Below are 14581 nucleotides of genomic sequence, written 5' to 3' on the forward strand. Positions count from 1 at the left end.
CGGAGGCTCGCGCGTGTCAGCATGACGCATGCTCCGCCGCACGACCGCCGCCACCGACCTCGGCTTCGCGACCCGTCAGCTGCAGCCGATCGAGGTCGAGGAGCCCGTGCGCAGCCGCACGACGCCCCTCTACCTGACGGCCGGCTTCCCGTTCGACGCGTTCGACGAGTCCGCCGAGCATTTCCGCACGGGCGACGGCTACTCGTACACGCGCGTCGCGAATCCCACGATCACCGCCGTCGAGCGCCGCATCGCCGACCTCGAGGGCGGCGCGGATGCCGTGCTCGTGGGCAGCGGGCAGGCGGCGATCGTCGTGGCGCTGCTCGGCCTCGTCGGCGCCGGCGACCACGTGCTCGCGGGCGCGAGCATGTACGAGGGCACGCGCGGCCTGCTGCTCGAGGAGCTCGCGCGCCTCGGCGTGACGACCGACTTCGTCGCCGGCAACGACCCCGACGCATGGCGCGCGGCCATCCGCCCCGAGACGCGGGCGGTGCTGCTCGAGTCGATCCCGAACCCGCGCAACGACCTGCCCGACCTGCAGGCCATCGCCGACGTCGCCCACGAGCGCGGCATCGCGCTCGTCGTCGACTCGACGCTCGCGACGCCGTACCTGCTGCGGCCCATCGAGCACGGCGCCGACCTCGTCGTGCACTCGGCGAGCAAGTTCCTCGCCGGCCAGGGCGCCGTGCTGGGTGGCGCGATCGTGGATGCCGGCACCTTCGACGCGACGCGCTCGGGCCACCTCTACCCGCACCTCACGGCGCCGAGTCGCGTCGGCGGGCCGAGCCGCGTCGACCGGCACGGGCCGCTCGCGCGCATCGCGCACATCCGCGACAGCGTCGCCGTGCGCCTCGGCCCCACGATCTCGCCCCTCAACGCGTTCCTCGTCGGCCAGGGCATCGAGACGCTCTCGCTGCGCGTCGAGCGGCAGTCGTCGAACGCGCTCGCCATCGCGACGTTCCTGCACGACCACCCGGCCGTCGCATCCGTCGACTACTCGGGGCTGCCGTCGAGCCCCTACCGTGCGCTCGCCGACCGCTACCTGCCGCGCGGGCAGGGCTCGGTGTTCGCGTTCACGGTGCACGGCGGCGAGGTGGCCGCGCGTCGAGTCGTCGACGCGCTCGCGCTCTTCACGCCCATGACGCACCTCGGCGACGTGCGCTCGCTCATCCTCCATCCGCGCACGACGAGCCACACGCAGCGCACCGAGGCCGAGCTGGGGCTCGCGGGCATCGAGGCGGGCACGCTGCGCGTGTCGATCGGCATCGAGGACGTCGCCGATCTCGTGCGCGACCTCGAGCGCGGCCTCGCGGTGGCGTCGGCATGACCCGGCAGCAGCACCTCGGCTGGTTCCTCGCCCGCGGCTTCGGGCCGCACGGCTGGGGGCATCCGTACCTCGACTGGGACTACCGGTGGACGTCGCCCGACCTGTACCGGCAGTCGGTGCGCGAGCTCGAGCAGGCGAGCGTCGAGCTGCTCGTCATCGAGGATGCGCCGTCGCTCGGCAGCCCAGAGACGCTCGACCTGCGCGTGCGCCACGCGTTCGGCGGGCCCAAGCTCGACCCGCTGCTGCTCGCGCCCTACCTCTTCGAGGCGACGCGCGCCATCGGCATCGCGCCGACGGTCAACCCGGCGGCACTCCCGCCGTACACGGCCGCGCGGCAGCTGTCGACGTTGCAGCACCTCTCCGGCCACCGCCTCGGCGTCAACGTCGTCACCGACACCGGCAGCGCTCGCCACTTCGGCGCCGCCGCTCCCCTGGGCCACGACGCCGCCTACGACCGTGCCGAGGAGTGGCTCACGGGCGTGCGCGCGCTGTGGCGCTCGTGGCCCGAGGATGCGCTCGTCGCCGACGTCGAGTCCGGCGTGTACGTCGACGGCTCGCGCCTCGAGCGCGTGCAGCATCGCGGCGAGCACTTCGCGTTCGACGGACCGCTCAACGCCGTGCCGTTCACCGACGGCGAGCCGCTCATCGTGTCGCCGGGCGGATCGGGTCGCGGGCTCGGGTTCGCGGGCGCGCACTCCGACGTGCAGCTCGCGCTCGCCCCGCTCGAGGCGACCGCGCTGCGGGCGTACCGCCAGCGCATCCACGACGCCGCCGTCGCCGCCGGGCGCACGGCCGACGACATCCGCATCCTCTTCGCGATCCAGCCGACGATCGTGGCGAGCGCCGAGGAGGCCGACCGCCTCGTGCGCGCCTCGGCGAACCCCGACGACGCGACGATCGTGCAGCTCGCGCGCAAGCAGTCGAGCGACCTCGAGACCGACCTGACGGCGCTCGACCTCGACGCGCCCATCCCGCCGGGCACGTTCGGCGACCACGTCTCGCACGGCTCCATCGCCAGGCTCGTCGGCGACCACGACGCCACCACGACGCCGCTGCGCGTGCTGCTCGCCGGCCTCGCGCGCCTGCGCCGCACGGGCGACGGCACGGGCCTCGTCGGCACCGCCGAGGAGCTCGCGGATCGCATCGAGCAGCTCGGCGAGGAGGTGGACAACGACGGATTCCTGCTGTGGGGCGACCTGCATCCCGTCACCGTGCACCGCACGCTCGACGAGCTCGTGCCCATCCTGCGGCGGCGAGGGATCCTCAGGCGTGAGCTCGACGATCGCGGCCTCCGGGCGAACCTCCTCGGCTCCTGAACGATCGTTCGGGACGTTCGCTCGCGCGACCCCCGCCCGCTCCCATCGCGCCACCGACACGACACCCGGCGTCCACCTCCTGACGGTTCCGTGATCGGGTGCGCTGGGCCGCTCGGGTCCGCTCGCGCACCGAGGAGGGGGCTCCCATGGTCGATGTCGAACGCCGTCCACTGCTGCCGATGGCCGCGCACGTGCGCGGCAAGCGCAGCGCCGTCACGTGCCAGCTGAAGTGCGCCAACGCGTGCCTCGGCGACGTGTGCAACACGTCGCGCAACGGCTACCTGCGCGACATCATCGACGCCGAGCTCTCGCGCCGCGTGCTGCTGGGCGCCGGCGTCGCCGGCACCGTCGCGCTCCTCACGACGCAGGCGATCGGCGCCGCGGCGCCCGCACAGGCAGCCGCTCCCGTGCCCGGCGCCGCGTTCGGCTTCACGCCCATCGCGCCCGTCGCCGCGACGGTCGACGAGCTCACGGTGCCCGAGGGCTTCACGTACCAGCCGATCCTGCGCTGGGGCGACCCGCTCTTCCTCGACTCCCCCGCCTTCGACGCGTTCGACCAGACCGAGGCGAAGCAGCGCCGGCAGTTCGGCTACAACTGCGACTACACCGACATCCTGCGCATCGACGCGACGACGGCGCTGCTGTTCGTGAACCACGAGTACACGAACGAGCCCATCATGTTCCCCGCGGCGCAGATCGCCTCCGACCCCGCGCGCGTGCGCGGCGTCGGTCGCGCGGCGCACGGCCTCTCGGTCGTGGAGCTCACCCGCGGCAGCGACGCCGAGGCGTGGGAGCCCGTCGTCGGCGCCGACCGCAACCGTCGCTTCCTCGACGACACCCCCTACGCCATCACGGGCCCCGCGGCCGGCTCGCCGCTGCTGCAGACCGTCGCCGACCCCACGGGCACCGTGGCGCTCGGCACGCTCGGCAACTGCGCGGGCGGCACGACGCCGTGGGGCACGATCCTCTCGGGCGAGGAGAACTTCAACGGCTACTTCGCCGCCGCCGGTGCCACTGCGGCCGACCGCCGCTACGGCCTCACGTCGCCGACCACGGCGCGCGGCTGGGAGCTCGACGACCCGCGCTTCGACATCCGCAACCCCGGCTACGAGAACGAGGCCAACCGGTTCGGCTGGATCGTCGAGATCGACCCGTTCGACCCCACCTCGACGCCGCGCAAGCACACGGCCATGGGCCGCATGAAGCACGAGGGCGCCAACGTGCACATCGCTGCCAACGGTCGCGTCGCCGCGTACATGGGCGACGACGAGCGCTTCGACTACCTCTACAAGTTCGTCTCGGCAGGCACGTACGTCGAGGGGAGCCGCGCCGCGAACATGACGCTGCTCGAGACCGGCGACCTCTACGTCGCCCAGTTCGAGGGCAACTCGACCGTCGAGATCGACGGCTCGGGCACGCTGCCCTCCGACGGCGCGTTCGACGGCGTCGGCCGCTGGCTGCCGCTCGTCGTCGGCGGCGAGTCGCAGGTCGCCGGATGGGCCGTCGACGAGGTGCTCGTGAACACGCGCGGCGCCGCCGACCTCGTGGGCGCCACGAAGATGGACCGCTGCGAGGACGTGGAGCCGAACCCGACCACGGGCCTCATCTACGTCGCGTGCACGAACAACTCGAACCGCGGCGTCGGCACGAACGCCGTCGCCGACGAGGCGAACCCGCGCACCGAGAACCGCGACGGCCACGTCATCGAGATCGCCGAGGACGGCGGCGACCACACGGGCACGACGTTCCGCTGGAGCATCCTCATGCTCTGCGGCGACCCCGCGCAGGGCGACCAGACGTACTTCGCCGGCTTCCCCGTCGACCAGGTCTCGCCCATCTCGTGCCCCGACAACCTCGCGTTCGACTCCGAGGGCAACCTCTGGGTGTCGACCGACGGAGCCCCCGACGGCATCGGCTACAACGACGGCCTCTTCCGCGTGCGGCTCGAGGGCGCGCAGCGCGGCCTCGTCGAGCAGTTCCTGTCGGTGCCGGTGGAGTCCGAGACGTGCGGTCCGGTCATCCACGACGACGAGTGGCACGTCTTCGTCGCCGTGCAGCACCCGGGCGAGGACGGCCTGTTCGCGACGCCCACGTCGCTGTGGCCCGACTACGCCCCCGCCGGCGCGACGGGCGTCGACGGCACGTTCCACGGCCCGCGCCCCACGGTCGTGCAGGTGCTGCCGATCCCGGTCGAGCCGAGCCCCGAGCCCTCGGAGCCCGAGCCGTCGGTGCCGCCGACGTCGGGCCAGCCGAGCGTGCCGCCGGTCGCACCGTCGCCGACCGACGGCGTGAGCCCGACGGGCTCGACGGCTCCCACGGGTGGCGCCGGCGTCGGCGGATCGGGCGGCTCCGGCTCGCTGCCGCAGACGGGCGGACCGCTGCTCGCCCCGCTCGTCGCGGGCGCATCCGCCGCCGTCGCGATCGGCGCCGGCCTCGTCGCGCGCCTGCGTGCGAAGGGCACCGACGAGGAGGCGTAGCCCCCGTCGCGGTTCGCGTTTCGCAGGCGATCAGGGGTGGCGGAGGGAAGTTACCCCTCTGCCACCCCTGATCGCCTGCGAAACGCATCCAGCCATGTGCGTATTGCAGGCGATTCCGGGTCTCGAGGGGAATGCTCCCTTCAGAACCGGAATCGCCTGCAATACGTAGCGGTCGGGCCCGGCAGTGTGGCGGCGCGCGTCAGGCGATCGCGACGCGGACGTCAGCGACGAGCTCGCGCGTCGCCTCGACGCAGCGCTCGAGCGCCGCAGCCCCGCCGTCGACGGTCGAGAGCGCGTTGCGCACACGCCGCTCCAGCCCGTCGGGCGCGTGCGGCATCGTCTGCGCCTCGGCCACGAGCCGCTTCTCGTTGACGACCCATCGACGGTCGCGCCCGGCGAGCGCATGACAGGCGAGCAGCACCGTGCGCGACAGGCACAGCAGCACGAACGCGTCGTCGCCGCGTGCAGCGGCCTTGCCCGCCTGCGTCAGCAGCAGATCCGCCTCCCACAGCCCTGCGACGAGCGCGTCGCCGAGCGCGTCGGGCATGCGCTCCATGCGCTCGCGCAGCAGCTGCAGCGCGTCGGTCGGATCCTGCAGGATGCGCGCGTGCACGAGCTCGCCGACGTAGGCGACGTCGAGGAATCCGAGCGGATGGCCCGCCTGCGCGTGGAACGCGTGCTCGCCGCGCTGCGCGCGCGTCCACTGCTGCTCGACGCGGTCGAGGTCGCGGCGGATCCAGTCGACGGGCATGCCGTCGACCTCGAGCCACGCACCGCAGTCGACCCATGGACCCCACTCCCCGGGCCGAGCGAAGCGCGTCGACGTCGACGACCAGCGCGCAGCGAGCTCGTCGAGCGCATCGAAGTCCACGGCTCCACGGGTGTAGAGCCCGAGGTCGACGTCCGACGACGGCGCGTGCGCGTTGCGCGCCCGCGAGCCGCCCATGACGACCGCCACGACGCCGTCGACGGCGACGAGGTCGCGCGCCATGGCCTGCACGACGCGGTCCATGTGCTCGCTCAGCATGGCTCGCTCAGCAGCACCGGCCCTGCGGGTTCGCGTCCTGCCAGCGGTGGTAGTCGCGCCAGAAGGCGCGGCGGTCGAGCGGTGGACGCTCGGGATGCGCGGCACGCTCGTGCGCGAGGTACGACTCGTACCGCGACTCCCCCGTGAGGCCGCGCGCGTACCAGGCGGCCGCGCGCCACGCACGCGCGAGCGCGTGCGTGGCGGCGGGTCGACTCGGCATCAGTGGCCTCGCGACGGCTGCTGGTCCTCGGGCAATGCCGCCCACTCGCGCTCGAGCGCTTTCTCCTCCTTCGAGGCGACGAGCCCGGCGGGCGCGAAGCGCCTCGACGGCACCGGCGCGTCCTCGCGGTCGACGATCTCGCGCGTGCGCCATGCGCGCAGCACGGCCAGCACGCTCGTCGTGATGACGACGATCGCGAGCGACACGAAGATGATCGACAGCGTGCCCTGCACGGCCGTGTTGCGCACGACCGCCTCCATCGCCTCGACCGTGCCCGCGGTGCCGAACGACTCCTCGCCGGCGGCGAGCGCGTCGCGGAACGCCATGTGGTTCGCCCAGTAGCCGACGGCCGGCACGGGCGAGAAGATCTTCAGGATCGACGCCGTGATCGTGACGACCGCGACGAACGCGAGCGGCAGGCCCACGATCCACAGCCAACGCCACGTGCCGCGGCGCGCGACGATCGTGAGCACGATCGCGAGCGCGATGGCCGCGAGCAGCTGGTTGGCGATGCCGAAGAGCGGGAAGAGCGTGTTGATGCCGCCGAGCGGATCGGTCACGCCCATGAGCAGCACGGCACCCCATCCGGCGACCATCACTGCGGTGCAGATCCACGCGCCGAGCCTCCACGACGTGTCCTTGAAGCGCTTCGCGACGTTGCCGATCGAGTCCTGCAGCATGAAGCGGGCGACACGCGTGCCGGCGTCGACGGCCGTGAGGATGAAGAGCGCCTCGAACATGATCGCGAAGTGGTACCAGAACGACATCATCGATGCGCCGCCCACCCACTGCTGCAGGATGTGCGCGAGGCCGAACGCGAGCGTCGGCGCGCCACCGGTGCGCGACACGATCGTCTCCTCGCCGACGTCCTGCGCGGCCTGCGCGAGCGCCTCCGGGCTCGTCTGCACGCCCGCGAGCATGAGCCCGTTGACGAAGTCCGCAGCGCCCTCGGGCGTGCCTCCCGTCGCAGCGGCCGAGGCGTTCATGGCGTAGTAGATGCCCTGGTCGATCGACACGGCGGCGACGAGCGCCATGATCGCGACGAACGACTCCATGAGCATGCCGCCGTAGCCGATGAAGCGCGTCTGGCGCTCCTTCTCGATCATCTTCGGCGTCGTGCCCGACGAGATGAGCGCGTGGAACCCCGACAGGGCGCCGCACGCGATCGTCACGAACAGGAACGGGAAGAGGCTGCCCGACCAGACGGGGCCGGTGACGCCGCTCGCGAACGACGTGAACGCCGGCACCTCGATCTCGGGACGCACGAAGACGATCGCGACGGCGAGCATGCCGATGACGCCGATCTTCATGAACGTCGACAGGTAGTCGCGCGGCGCGAGCAGCACCCACACGGGCAGCACGGCGGCGATGAAGCCGTAGACGATGATCGCCCACGCGAGCGTCGTGCGGTCGAGCGTGAACACGTCCTGACCCCACTGCGTCTCGGCGACGGCGCCGCCGCCGACGATCGCCGCCATGAGCAGCACGAAGCCGATGATCGACACCTCGGTGATGCGGCCGGGGCGGATCCACCGCAGGTACGCGCCCATGAAGAGGGCGATCGGGATGGTCATGGCCACCGAGAAGACGCCCCACGGGCTCTCGCCGAGGGCGTTGACGACGACGAGCGCGAGGATCGCCGTGATGATGATCATGATGAGCAGCGTCGCGACGATCGCGGCGGTGCCGCCGACGCGGCCGAGCTCGTCGCGCGCCATCTGGCCGAGCGAGCGGCCGCCGCGGCGCATCGAGAAGAACATCACGAGGTAGTCCTGCACCGCGCCGGCGAGCACGACGCCGACGATGATCCAGATCGTGCCGGGCAGGTAGCCCATCTGCGCGGCGAGCACGGGGCCGACGAGCGGGCCGGCGCCGGCGATGGCCGCGAAGTGGTGGCCGAAGAGCACGCGACGGTCGGTCGCGACGTAGTCCTTGCCGTTGGCGAGGTGCTCGGCGGGCGTCGCCCGCAGGTCGTCGGGCTTGACGAGGTGGCGCTCGATGACCTTCGAGTAGAAGCGGTACGCGATGAGGTAGGTGCACACGGCGGCGAACACGAACCAGATGGCGTTGACGGTCTCGCCGCGCACGACGGCGAGCATGACCCAGGCGAGGCCGCCGAGCAGGGCGATGCCCGCCCAGAGCGCGATCTTCGCAGGGGTCCAGCGGGTGCGGGTGACGGGTGCAGCCGCCGGCGGCAGCTCGCGATCCTTCGTGGGGGTCGTCTCTGTGCTCATCGCGATGTCTCCTATGACGTCGTGGGCCGTCCCCCAGCGTAGGCGATGGGATCCCTGAGGATCCCCGATGGGAGGATGGGTCGGTGGAGAGCGCGCGCGAGCAGCAGGCCGCGCCGCAGCGTCTCCGGTACCGCGAGGTCGCCGCCGCGATCGACGTCGAGATCGCCTCGGGTGCCGTCGCCGTCGGGTCGCGCCTGCCGTCGGAGGCGACGCTCGCCGCCCGCCATGACGTGGCGCGCGGCACGGTGCGCAAGGCGCTCGCGCACCTGCAGCGACGCGGCGTCGTCGCGCCGCAGCGCGGGGCCGGATGGGTGGTGCAGTCGCCCGTGCGCGCCTACGGGCTCGCGGGGTTCCGGTCGTTCGCGCAGTGGGCGCGCAGCCGCGGGCTCGAGCCCGGCGGCCTCGTCGTCGCCTCGGCCGACGCGATCGCCGATGCCGCCCTCGCGCGCCGGATGCGCATCCCCGTCGGCGACGCCGTGCTGCACGTGACGCGCGTGCGCACGCTCGACGGGCAGCGCGTCATGGTCGAGCGGTCGACGTATCCCTCGTGGGTCGCGCCCGTCGTGCGCGACCAGCCGCGCGATGCGCCGTCGGTCGCGGAGCTGCTGGCGGATGCGGGCTTCGCCGAGGCGGAGGGGTCGCACCGGCTCGACGCCGTGGCGGCGTCGAGCGACGACGCGCGGCTGCTGGGCGTGCCGCGCTCGAGCCCGCTGCTGCTCGTCGACCGGCACGCGATCGGCGCGGATGGCCGCACGATCGACGTGAGCGACGATCGCTACCTGCCGGGCACCGTGACGTTCGAGGTGCGCTCCGACGGTCGCTGACCGCCGGCCGAGCGGGCGCGGGTGGACAGGTGCGCGCAGCCGTCCGCACCGATGCCGCACGGATGCGGGCGAGGCAGCCGGGCGGTCGCCTCCCGTTCACCTTCGCGTCGACGACCCCGGCGAGGCTCCTCGTGCGCTGCCTCCCGGCGCGCGAAGAGAGGACCTCCCATGCATCCCCGACCGCAGCGCCGCCGCACCGCGACGCGCATCGTCGCCCCCGCGGCCCTCGTCGCGGCGCTCGTCGCCTCGCCGCTCGCCGCATCCACCGCCATCGCCGCACCCGACGCGGCGCCCGACGCGGCCGTGCAGGCCGCCGCGTCGACCCTGACGCTCGACGCCGCCGCGTACGAGACCGGTCAGCCGATCACGGCGACGTACGCGACCGACGTGCCCGACGCGACGAACTGGATCGGCATCTACCCCGCCGGCGTCACGCCCGGCGACCAGCCGTCGACGCTGTGGGACTACGCACCCGACGCCTCCGGCACCCTGGCCTTCTCGGGCGACCTCGCAGCCGGCGAGTGGACGGCGTGGTTCCTCGCGCAGGACGGCTACGAGCCGCTCGCCGAGCCCGTCGCCTTCACCGTCGCCGCCGACCCGGAGGCGCCCGTGCCCGGCGACCCGTCGGCGCCCGTGAGCATCGACCCCGTCGTCACCGACGTCACGACCGACGGCGTGCTCGCCCGCGAGGGCTTCGACGCGATCGACGCGGCCGCAGCCGCATCCGGCGCCTGGACGAGCATGACGCGAGACGCGTGGACGGCCGAGATCGACGAGATGCGCGGCCGCTTCTCGCGCGCCCACGGCGCCATCGCGATCGCCGACGCGCAGCAGGCCGGCGGCGACGCGTTCTCGGCGGCGCTCGCGCTCGACCCCGTGTCGGTCGAGGGCCTCGCGGCCGTGCGCCTCACGTTCGACAGCCACTACCGCGGCGCGCCCGGCCAGTCGGGCGTCGTGCTCGCGTCGTTCGACGGCGGCGAGGCGACCGAGGTGCTGCGCCTCGACGAGTCGACCGTCGTGAGCGGCTACGACGAGACGCAGATGAACGCGATGCAGGACGTCGTGCTCGACGTGCCCGTCGGCGCATCCGACGTCACCTTCTCGTGGGTCTTCGAGGCCGGTGCCGGCGGCCGCTACTGGGCGATCGACTCCGCCACGGTGCACCAGGTGCAGGCCGACGTCGAGGGCGCGCCGACGCAGGCGTGGGTCGTCTCCGACATCCAGGGCCACCCCGGCGACTTCCAGCAGGGCATCGGCCAGATGGCGCAGCTCGCGCCCGACGCGAACGGCCTGCTCATGGTCGGCGACATCGTGAACTCGGGCACGACGGCCGAGTGGGATGAGATCTACGACGTCATGGATGCGACGGCCGGCGTGCGCCCCGAGCAGACGATCGCGGCGATCGGCAACCACGAGCGCTACGCGTCGGGCGGCTTCGAGGCCAACCGCGCCCGCTTCCTCGAGTTCGCGCAGCGCGAGGGCACCTACGACGAGTACGTGCTCGAGGGCACGGGCGGCGAGGTGCCGGTGATCGTGCTCGGCCAGGAGTTCGCGTCGCCGACCGACGTCGCGATGAGCGACGCGCAGGTCGCCTTCCTCGAGGGGCGCCTCGCGCACTGGACCGACCTCGACCGCCAGGTCGTCGTCATGACGCACTTCCCGCTCGGCGAGACGACGTCGGGCACGTGGGCGCCGAACTACTCCGAGCACCACCAGATGAACGACCGCCTCACGAGCATCCTCGGCAACTACCCCAACGCCGTCGTCTTCTCTGGCCACACGCACTACCCGGCCGAGCAGGGCGACTGGGCGATGCAGCGCCGCACCGACGACGGGCACGCCGACGGCTTCTGGTCGATCAACACCATGGCGATGCACATCGAGTGGGATGCGGTCGGCGAGGACACCGCGACGCGCAGCGAGGTGACGACGGGCGACGTGAACCGCGGCAGCGTGCTCGACGTCTACGGCGACCGCCTCGTGGTGACGGCGTACGACTTCTTCGCCGACTCGGCGCAGCTGCAGCAGGTCACGATCCCGAACCCGCTCGTCGCGTTCGACGAGCAGGCCGCGGCGCCCGTGCCGTCGCCCGAGCCGACCGACGAGCCGGAGCCCTCGGTCGAGCCCACCTCGTCGCCCAGCGACGACCCGGCCCCGTCGGCACCGACCCCGTCGACGGCTCCGGGCGCCGGTGACGACGTCGCCGGCGGCGAGGGCTCGCTGCCGCAGACGGGCGCCGACGTCGCATGGCTCGCGGCGCTCGCGGCAGCGGTCGTCGCCGCGCTCGGTGGCGGGCTGCTCGTGCGGCAGCGGATGCGTCGCCGCGCCTGACGCAGGCGGGAACGCAGGAGGCGGCCGGGCTCACGCCCGGCCGCCTCTCGCGCATCCACGGCCTGCCGCGTCAGTGGCGCAGGATGCGGCGCGCGAGCCAGTTGCCGAGGCCCTGCACCAGCTGCGTGACGACGATGATGATCGCGAGCGCCGACCACGTCACGACCGGGTCGAAGCGGCGGTAGCCGTAGTCGAGCGCGTAGGCGCCGAGGCCCTCGCCGCCGATGATGCTCGCGACCGACGACATGTCGATGAGCGCGACCGTCGCGAACGTGTAGCCGAGGATGAGCGGGCCGAACGCCTCGGGCAGGATCACGGTGCGGATGATGCGCCACGGGCTCGCCCCCGTCGCGCGCGCCGCCTCGATGACGCCGGGGTCGACCGAGATGAGGTTCTGCTCGACGATGCGCGCGATGCCGAAGGTCGCGGCGATCGAGATCGAGAAGATGATCACGTTGGTGCCGAGCCCCGTGCCGAGCACCGCGCGTGCGACGGGCTGCAGCGCGACGATGAAGATGATGAACGGGATCGGCCGGATCGTGTTCACGAGCGCGTTGAGCACCCAGAACGCCACCGGCTGAGCCAGCACGCCGCCGCGACGCGTGACGTAGAGCGCCGTGCCGACGAGCAGGCCGCCGAGACCGCCGAACAGCAGCGAGACCGCGACGAGCCACAGCGTGATGCCGGTCTGCTCGAACAGGGTGGGCAGCAGCTCCTGCAGCTGCTCGACGAGGTCGTTCATGCCGTCACCTCCGTGATGGTCACGCCGGAGCCGATGCTCGCGATGGCGTCGGCGACCGCCGCGTCATCGCCGCGCACCGCGATCGTGAGCAGGCCGTAGACGCGGCCCTGGATGTCGTCGACGCCGCCGTGCACGAGATGGAAGTCGACGCCGGCACGCGCGAGGGCGCCGAAGACGCGCGCCTCGCTCGCGCCCTCGTCGGTGAACGAGATCGTGAACAGGCGGCCGTCGTGCTGCTCGCGAAGTGCGACGAGCGCATCGCCGTCGGGCAGCGCGCGCACGACGGTGCGCACGAAGCACCTCGCTGTGTCGGTCTGCGGCCTCGTGAACACGTCGTACGTCGCACCCGACTCGACGACGCGCCCCTGCTCCATGACGGCGACCTTCGTGGCGATGCGGGCGATGACGTCCATCTCGTGCGTGATGACGACGATCGTGACGCCCAGCTCGCGGTTGACGCGCGCGAGCAGGTCGAGCACCTCGTCGGTCGTCTCGGGGTCGAGTGCGCTCGTCGCCTCGTCGGCGAGCAGGATCGCGGGCTCGGCCGCGAGCGCTCGAGCGATGCCGACGCGCTGCTGCTGGCCGCCCGAGAGCTGCTCGGGGTAGGCATCCGCCTTGTCCTCGAGGCCCACGAAGCGCAGCAGCTCGTCGACGCGGGCGCGCCGCTGGTCGCGCGGCATGCCCACGACCTCGAGCGGGTAGGCGACGTTCGCGCGGATGGTGCGCGACCGAAGCAGGTTGAAGCGCTGGAAGATCATGCCGATCCCCTGCCGCACCTCGCGCAGCCGTGCGCCCGAGAGCGACGTCACGTCGACGCCATCGATCTGGATCGACCCCTGCGTCACGGGCTCGAGGCCATTGATGAGGCGCACGAGCGTGGACTTGCCCGCGCCCGAGTAGCCGATGACGCCGAACACGTCACCGCGCTCGACCTCGAGGCTCACGCCGTCGACGGCGACGACGGTCGCGCCGCCTCTGCGACGCGGCGCGTACGCCTTCGTCACGTCGGTGATGGAGATGTGCGGCATCTGCTGGTCCTCGTGGGTGGGGGTCGGTCGGTGAACGCCGTGAACGCGGGCACCATCGCTGGTGCCCGCGCTCATCGTCGTCGGGTCCTACTGCTGCGACTCGATCTGCTCCTGCACCTCGGCGAGCGAGGCCTGCAGCTCGTCGGCGGGGATCACGGTGAACACGGCCGTGCCGCCCGCGAACTCCTGCACCTCGTCGAGCAGCTCCTGGTTGCCCTGGTAGATGTCGACGAGCTGGTTGAGCACCTCGTTGTCGACGTCGTCGGCGCGGACGACGAAGACGTTGACGTAGGGCAGCGCCGACGGGTCCGACGGGTCGTCGGCCGCGATGGCGTCCTGCGAGCTGATGCCCGCGGAGCCGAGGAAGTTGTTGTTGATGACGGCGCCCGCGACGTCGGGCAGCGAGCCGGCCGTGATCGACGCGTCGACCGCGGTGACCTCGACGCGCGACTCGTCCTCGATGATGTCCTGCACCGACGACGCGGTGCTGCCGCCGTCCTCGAGCGTCACGAGGCCGACCGACTGCAGCACGAGCAGCGCGCGAGCCTGGTTCACGACGTCGTTCGGGATGACGATCGTCTCGCCGTCGGGGATGTCCTCGACCGAGTCGTACTGCTGCGAGTACAGGCCCAGCGGGTAGATCGCCGTCGAGCCGATCGGCTGCAGGTCGTCGCCCGAGGCGACGTTGTAGTCGGCGAGGTACTGGATGTGCTGGAACTGGTTGATGTCCAGGTCGCCCTCGCTGAGCGCCGGGTTCGGCTCGGTGTACTCGGCGAGCAGCTCGATCTCGACCGAGATGCCCTCCTCGGCGGCGAGGTCGACGAACGTGTCCCAGTAGTCGGCCGGGTCGGTCGTGCCGATGCGCACCGGGTTGTCCTCGGAGCCGAGCGCGGCCTCGGAGTCGCCGCCGCCGGCTGCGCCGGCGCAGCCTGCGAGGAGGAGGGTGGATGCGGCTGCGGCCGCGGCGAGGGATCGGGCGATCTTCGACATGGTGGTGCTCCTGGGAAGGTCCTTGGGGGTGCTCCCACGGTAGGAAGCATCCGCACCGGTCGACC

The 14581-nt window shown here is 72.5% G+C and carries 11 protein-coding genes; 5 read left to right on the forward strand and 6 right to left on the reverse strand.

Annotated features, from left to right (window positions below; all coding sequences use genetic code 11):
* Positions 1 to 28: 28 nt before the first annotated feature.
* From BLQ67_RS03305 to BLQ67_RS03315, 3 genes are all read left to right on the forward strand, one after another.
* Positions 29 to 1327 (forward strand): O-acetylhomoserine aminocarboxypropyltransferase/cysteine synthase family protein, encoded by a 1299-nt coding sequence (locus BLQ67_RS03305; RefSeq protein ID WP_092502416.1) that lies wholly within the window; start codon positions 29 to 31, stop codon positions 1325 to 1327.
* Positions 1324 to 2643, forward strand: a complete 1320-nt coding sequence (locus BLQ67_RS03310; RefSeq protein WP_092502418.1) for an LLM class flavin-dependent oxidoreductase — start codon at positions 1324 to 1326, stop codon at positions 2641 to 2643. Before BLQ67_RS03305 ends, BLQ67_RS03310 begins: the two co-directional genes overlap by 4 nt.
* 146 nt (positions 2644 to 2789) lie before the next feature.
* Positions 2790 to 5120: a PhoX family protein gene (locus BLQ67_RS03315; protein ID WP_092502420.1), complete on the forward strand. Its 2331-nt coding sequence runs from the start codon at positions 2790 to 2792 to the stop codon at positions 5118 to 5120.
* Positions 5121 to 5319: 199 nt separating this feature from the next.
* On the opposite strand, the gene BLQ67_RS03320 is transcribed toward BLQ67_RS03315, so the two are convergent.
* From BLQ67_RS03320 to BLQ67_RS03330, 3 genes are read right to left on the reverse strand one after another with little or no spacing between them, the layout of a single operon-like run.
* Positions 5320 to 6147, reverse strand: a complete 828-nt coding sequence (locus tag BLQ67_RS03320) for a nucleotidyltransferase domain-containing protein (RefSeq protein WP_092502422.1) — start codon at positions 6145 to 6147, stop codon at positions 5320 to 5322.
* 7 nt (positions 6148 to 6154) lie between these two features.
* A complete protein-coding gene (locus BLQ67_RS03325; protein ID WP_092502424.1) occupies positions 6155 to 6367 on the reverse strand; it encodes a YbdD/YjiX family protein in 213 nt (70 codons plus the stop codon).
* Positions 6367 to 8601 (reverse strand): carbon starvation CstA family protein, encoded by a 2235-nt coding sequence (locus tag BLQ67_RS03330; RefSeq protein WP_092502426.1) that lies wholly within the window; start codon positions 8599 to 8601, stop codon positions 6367 to 6369. The genes BLQ67_RS03325 and BLQ67_RS03330 overlap by 1 nt, the downstream gene beginning before the upstream one ends.
* 83 nt (positions 8602 to 8684) lie before the next feature.
* Here BLQ67_RS03330 and BLQ67_RS03335 point away from each other — a divergent pair, with 83 nt between their 5' ends.
* Together BLQ67_RS03335 and BLQ67_RS03340 are read left to right on the forward strand one after the other, a co-directional pair.
* Positions 8685 to 9425: a GntR family transcriptional regulator gene (locus BLQ67_RS03335; protein WP_092502428.1), complete on the forward strand. Its 741-nt coding sequence runs from the start codon at positions 8685 to 8687 to the stop codon at positions 9423 to 9425.
* A gap of 168 nt (positions 9426 to 9593) precedes the next feature.
* Complete coding sequence (locus BLQ67_RS03340) at positions 9594 to 11756, forward strand: DUF4073 domain-containing protein (protein WP_092502430.1); 2163 nt, start codon at positions 9594 to 9596, stop codon at positions 11754 to 11756.
* Positions 11757 to 11826: 70 nt separating this feature from the next.
* On the opposite strand, the gene BLQ67_RS03345 is transcribed toward BLQ67_RS03340, so the two are convergent.
* The 3 genes from BLQ67_RS03345 to BLQ67_RS03355 form a co-directional block, all read right to left on the reverse strand.
* Positions 11827 to 12498, reverse strand: a complete 672-nt coding sequence (locus BLQ67_RS03345; RefSeq protein WP_092502432.1) for a methionine ABC transporter permease — start codon at positions 12496 to 12498, stop codon at positions 11827 to 11829.
* The gene (locus BLQ67_RS03350) at positions 12495 to 13526 is read right to left on the reverse strand and encodes a methionine ABC transporter ATP-binding protein (protein WP_092502434.1); all 1032 of its coding nucleotides are present in this window, start codon (positions 13524 to 13526) and stop codon (positions 12495 to 12497) included. Before BLQ67_RS03350 ends, BLQ67_RS03345 begins: the two co-directional genes overlap by 4 nt.
* A gap of 87 nt (positions 13527 to 13613) precedes the next feature.
* Complete coding sequence (locus BLQ67_RS03355) at positions 13614 to 14516, reverse strand: MetQ/NlpA family ABC transporter substrate-binding protein (RefSeq protein WP_092502436.1); 903 nt, start codon at positions 14514 to 14516, stop codon at positions 13614 to 13616.
* Positions 14517 to 14581 lie beyond the last annotated feature (65 nt).

Source organism: Agrococcus jejuensis (genome assembly GCF_900099705.1).
Taxonomy (GTDB): Bacteria; Actinomycetota; Actinomycetes; order Actinomycetales; family Microbacteriaceae; genus Agrococcus; species Agrococcus jejuensis.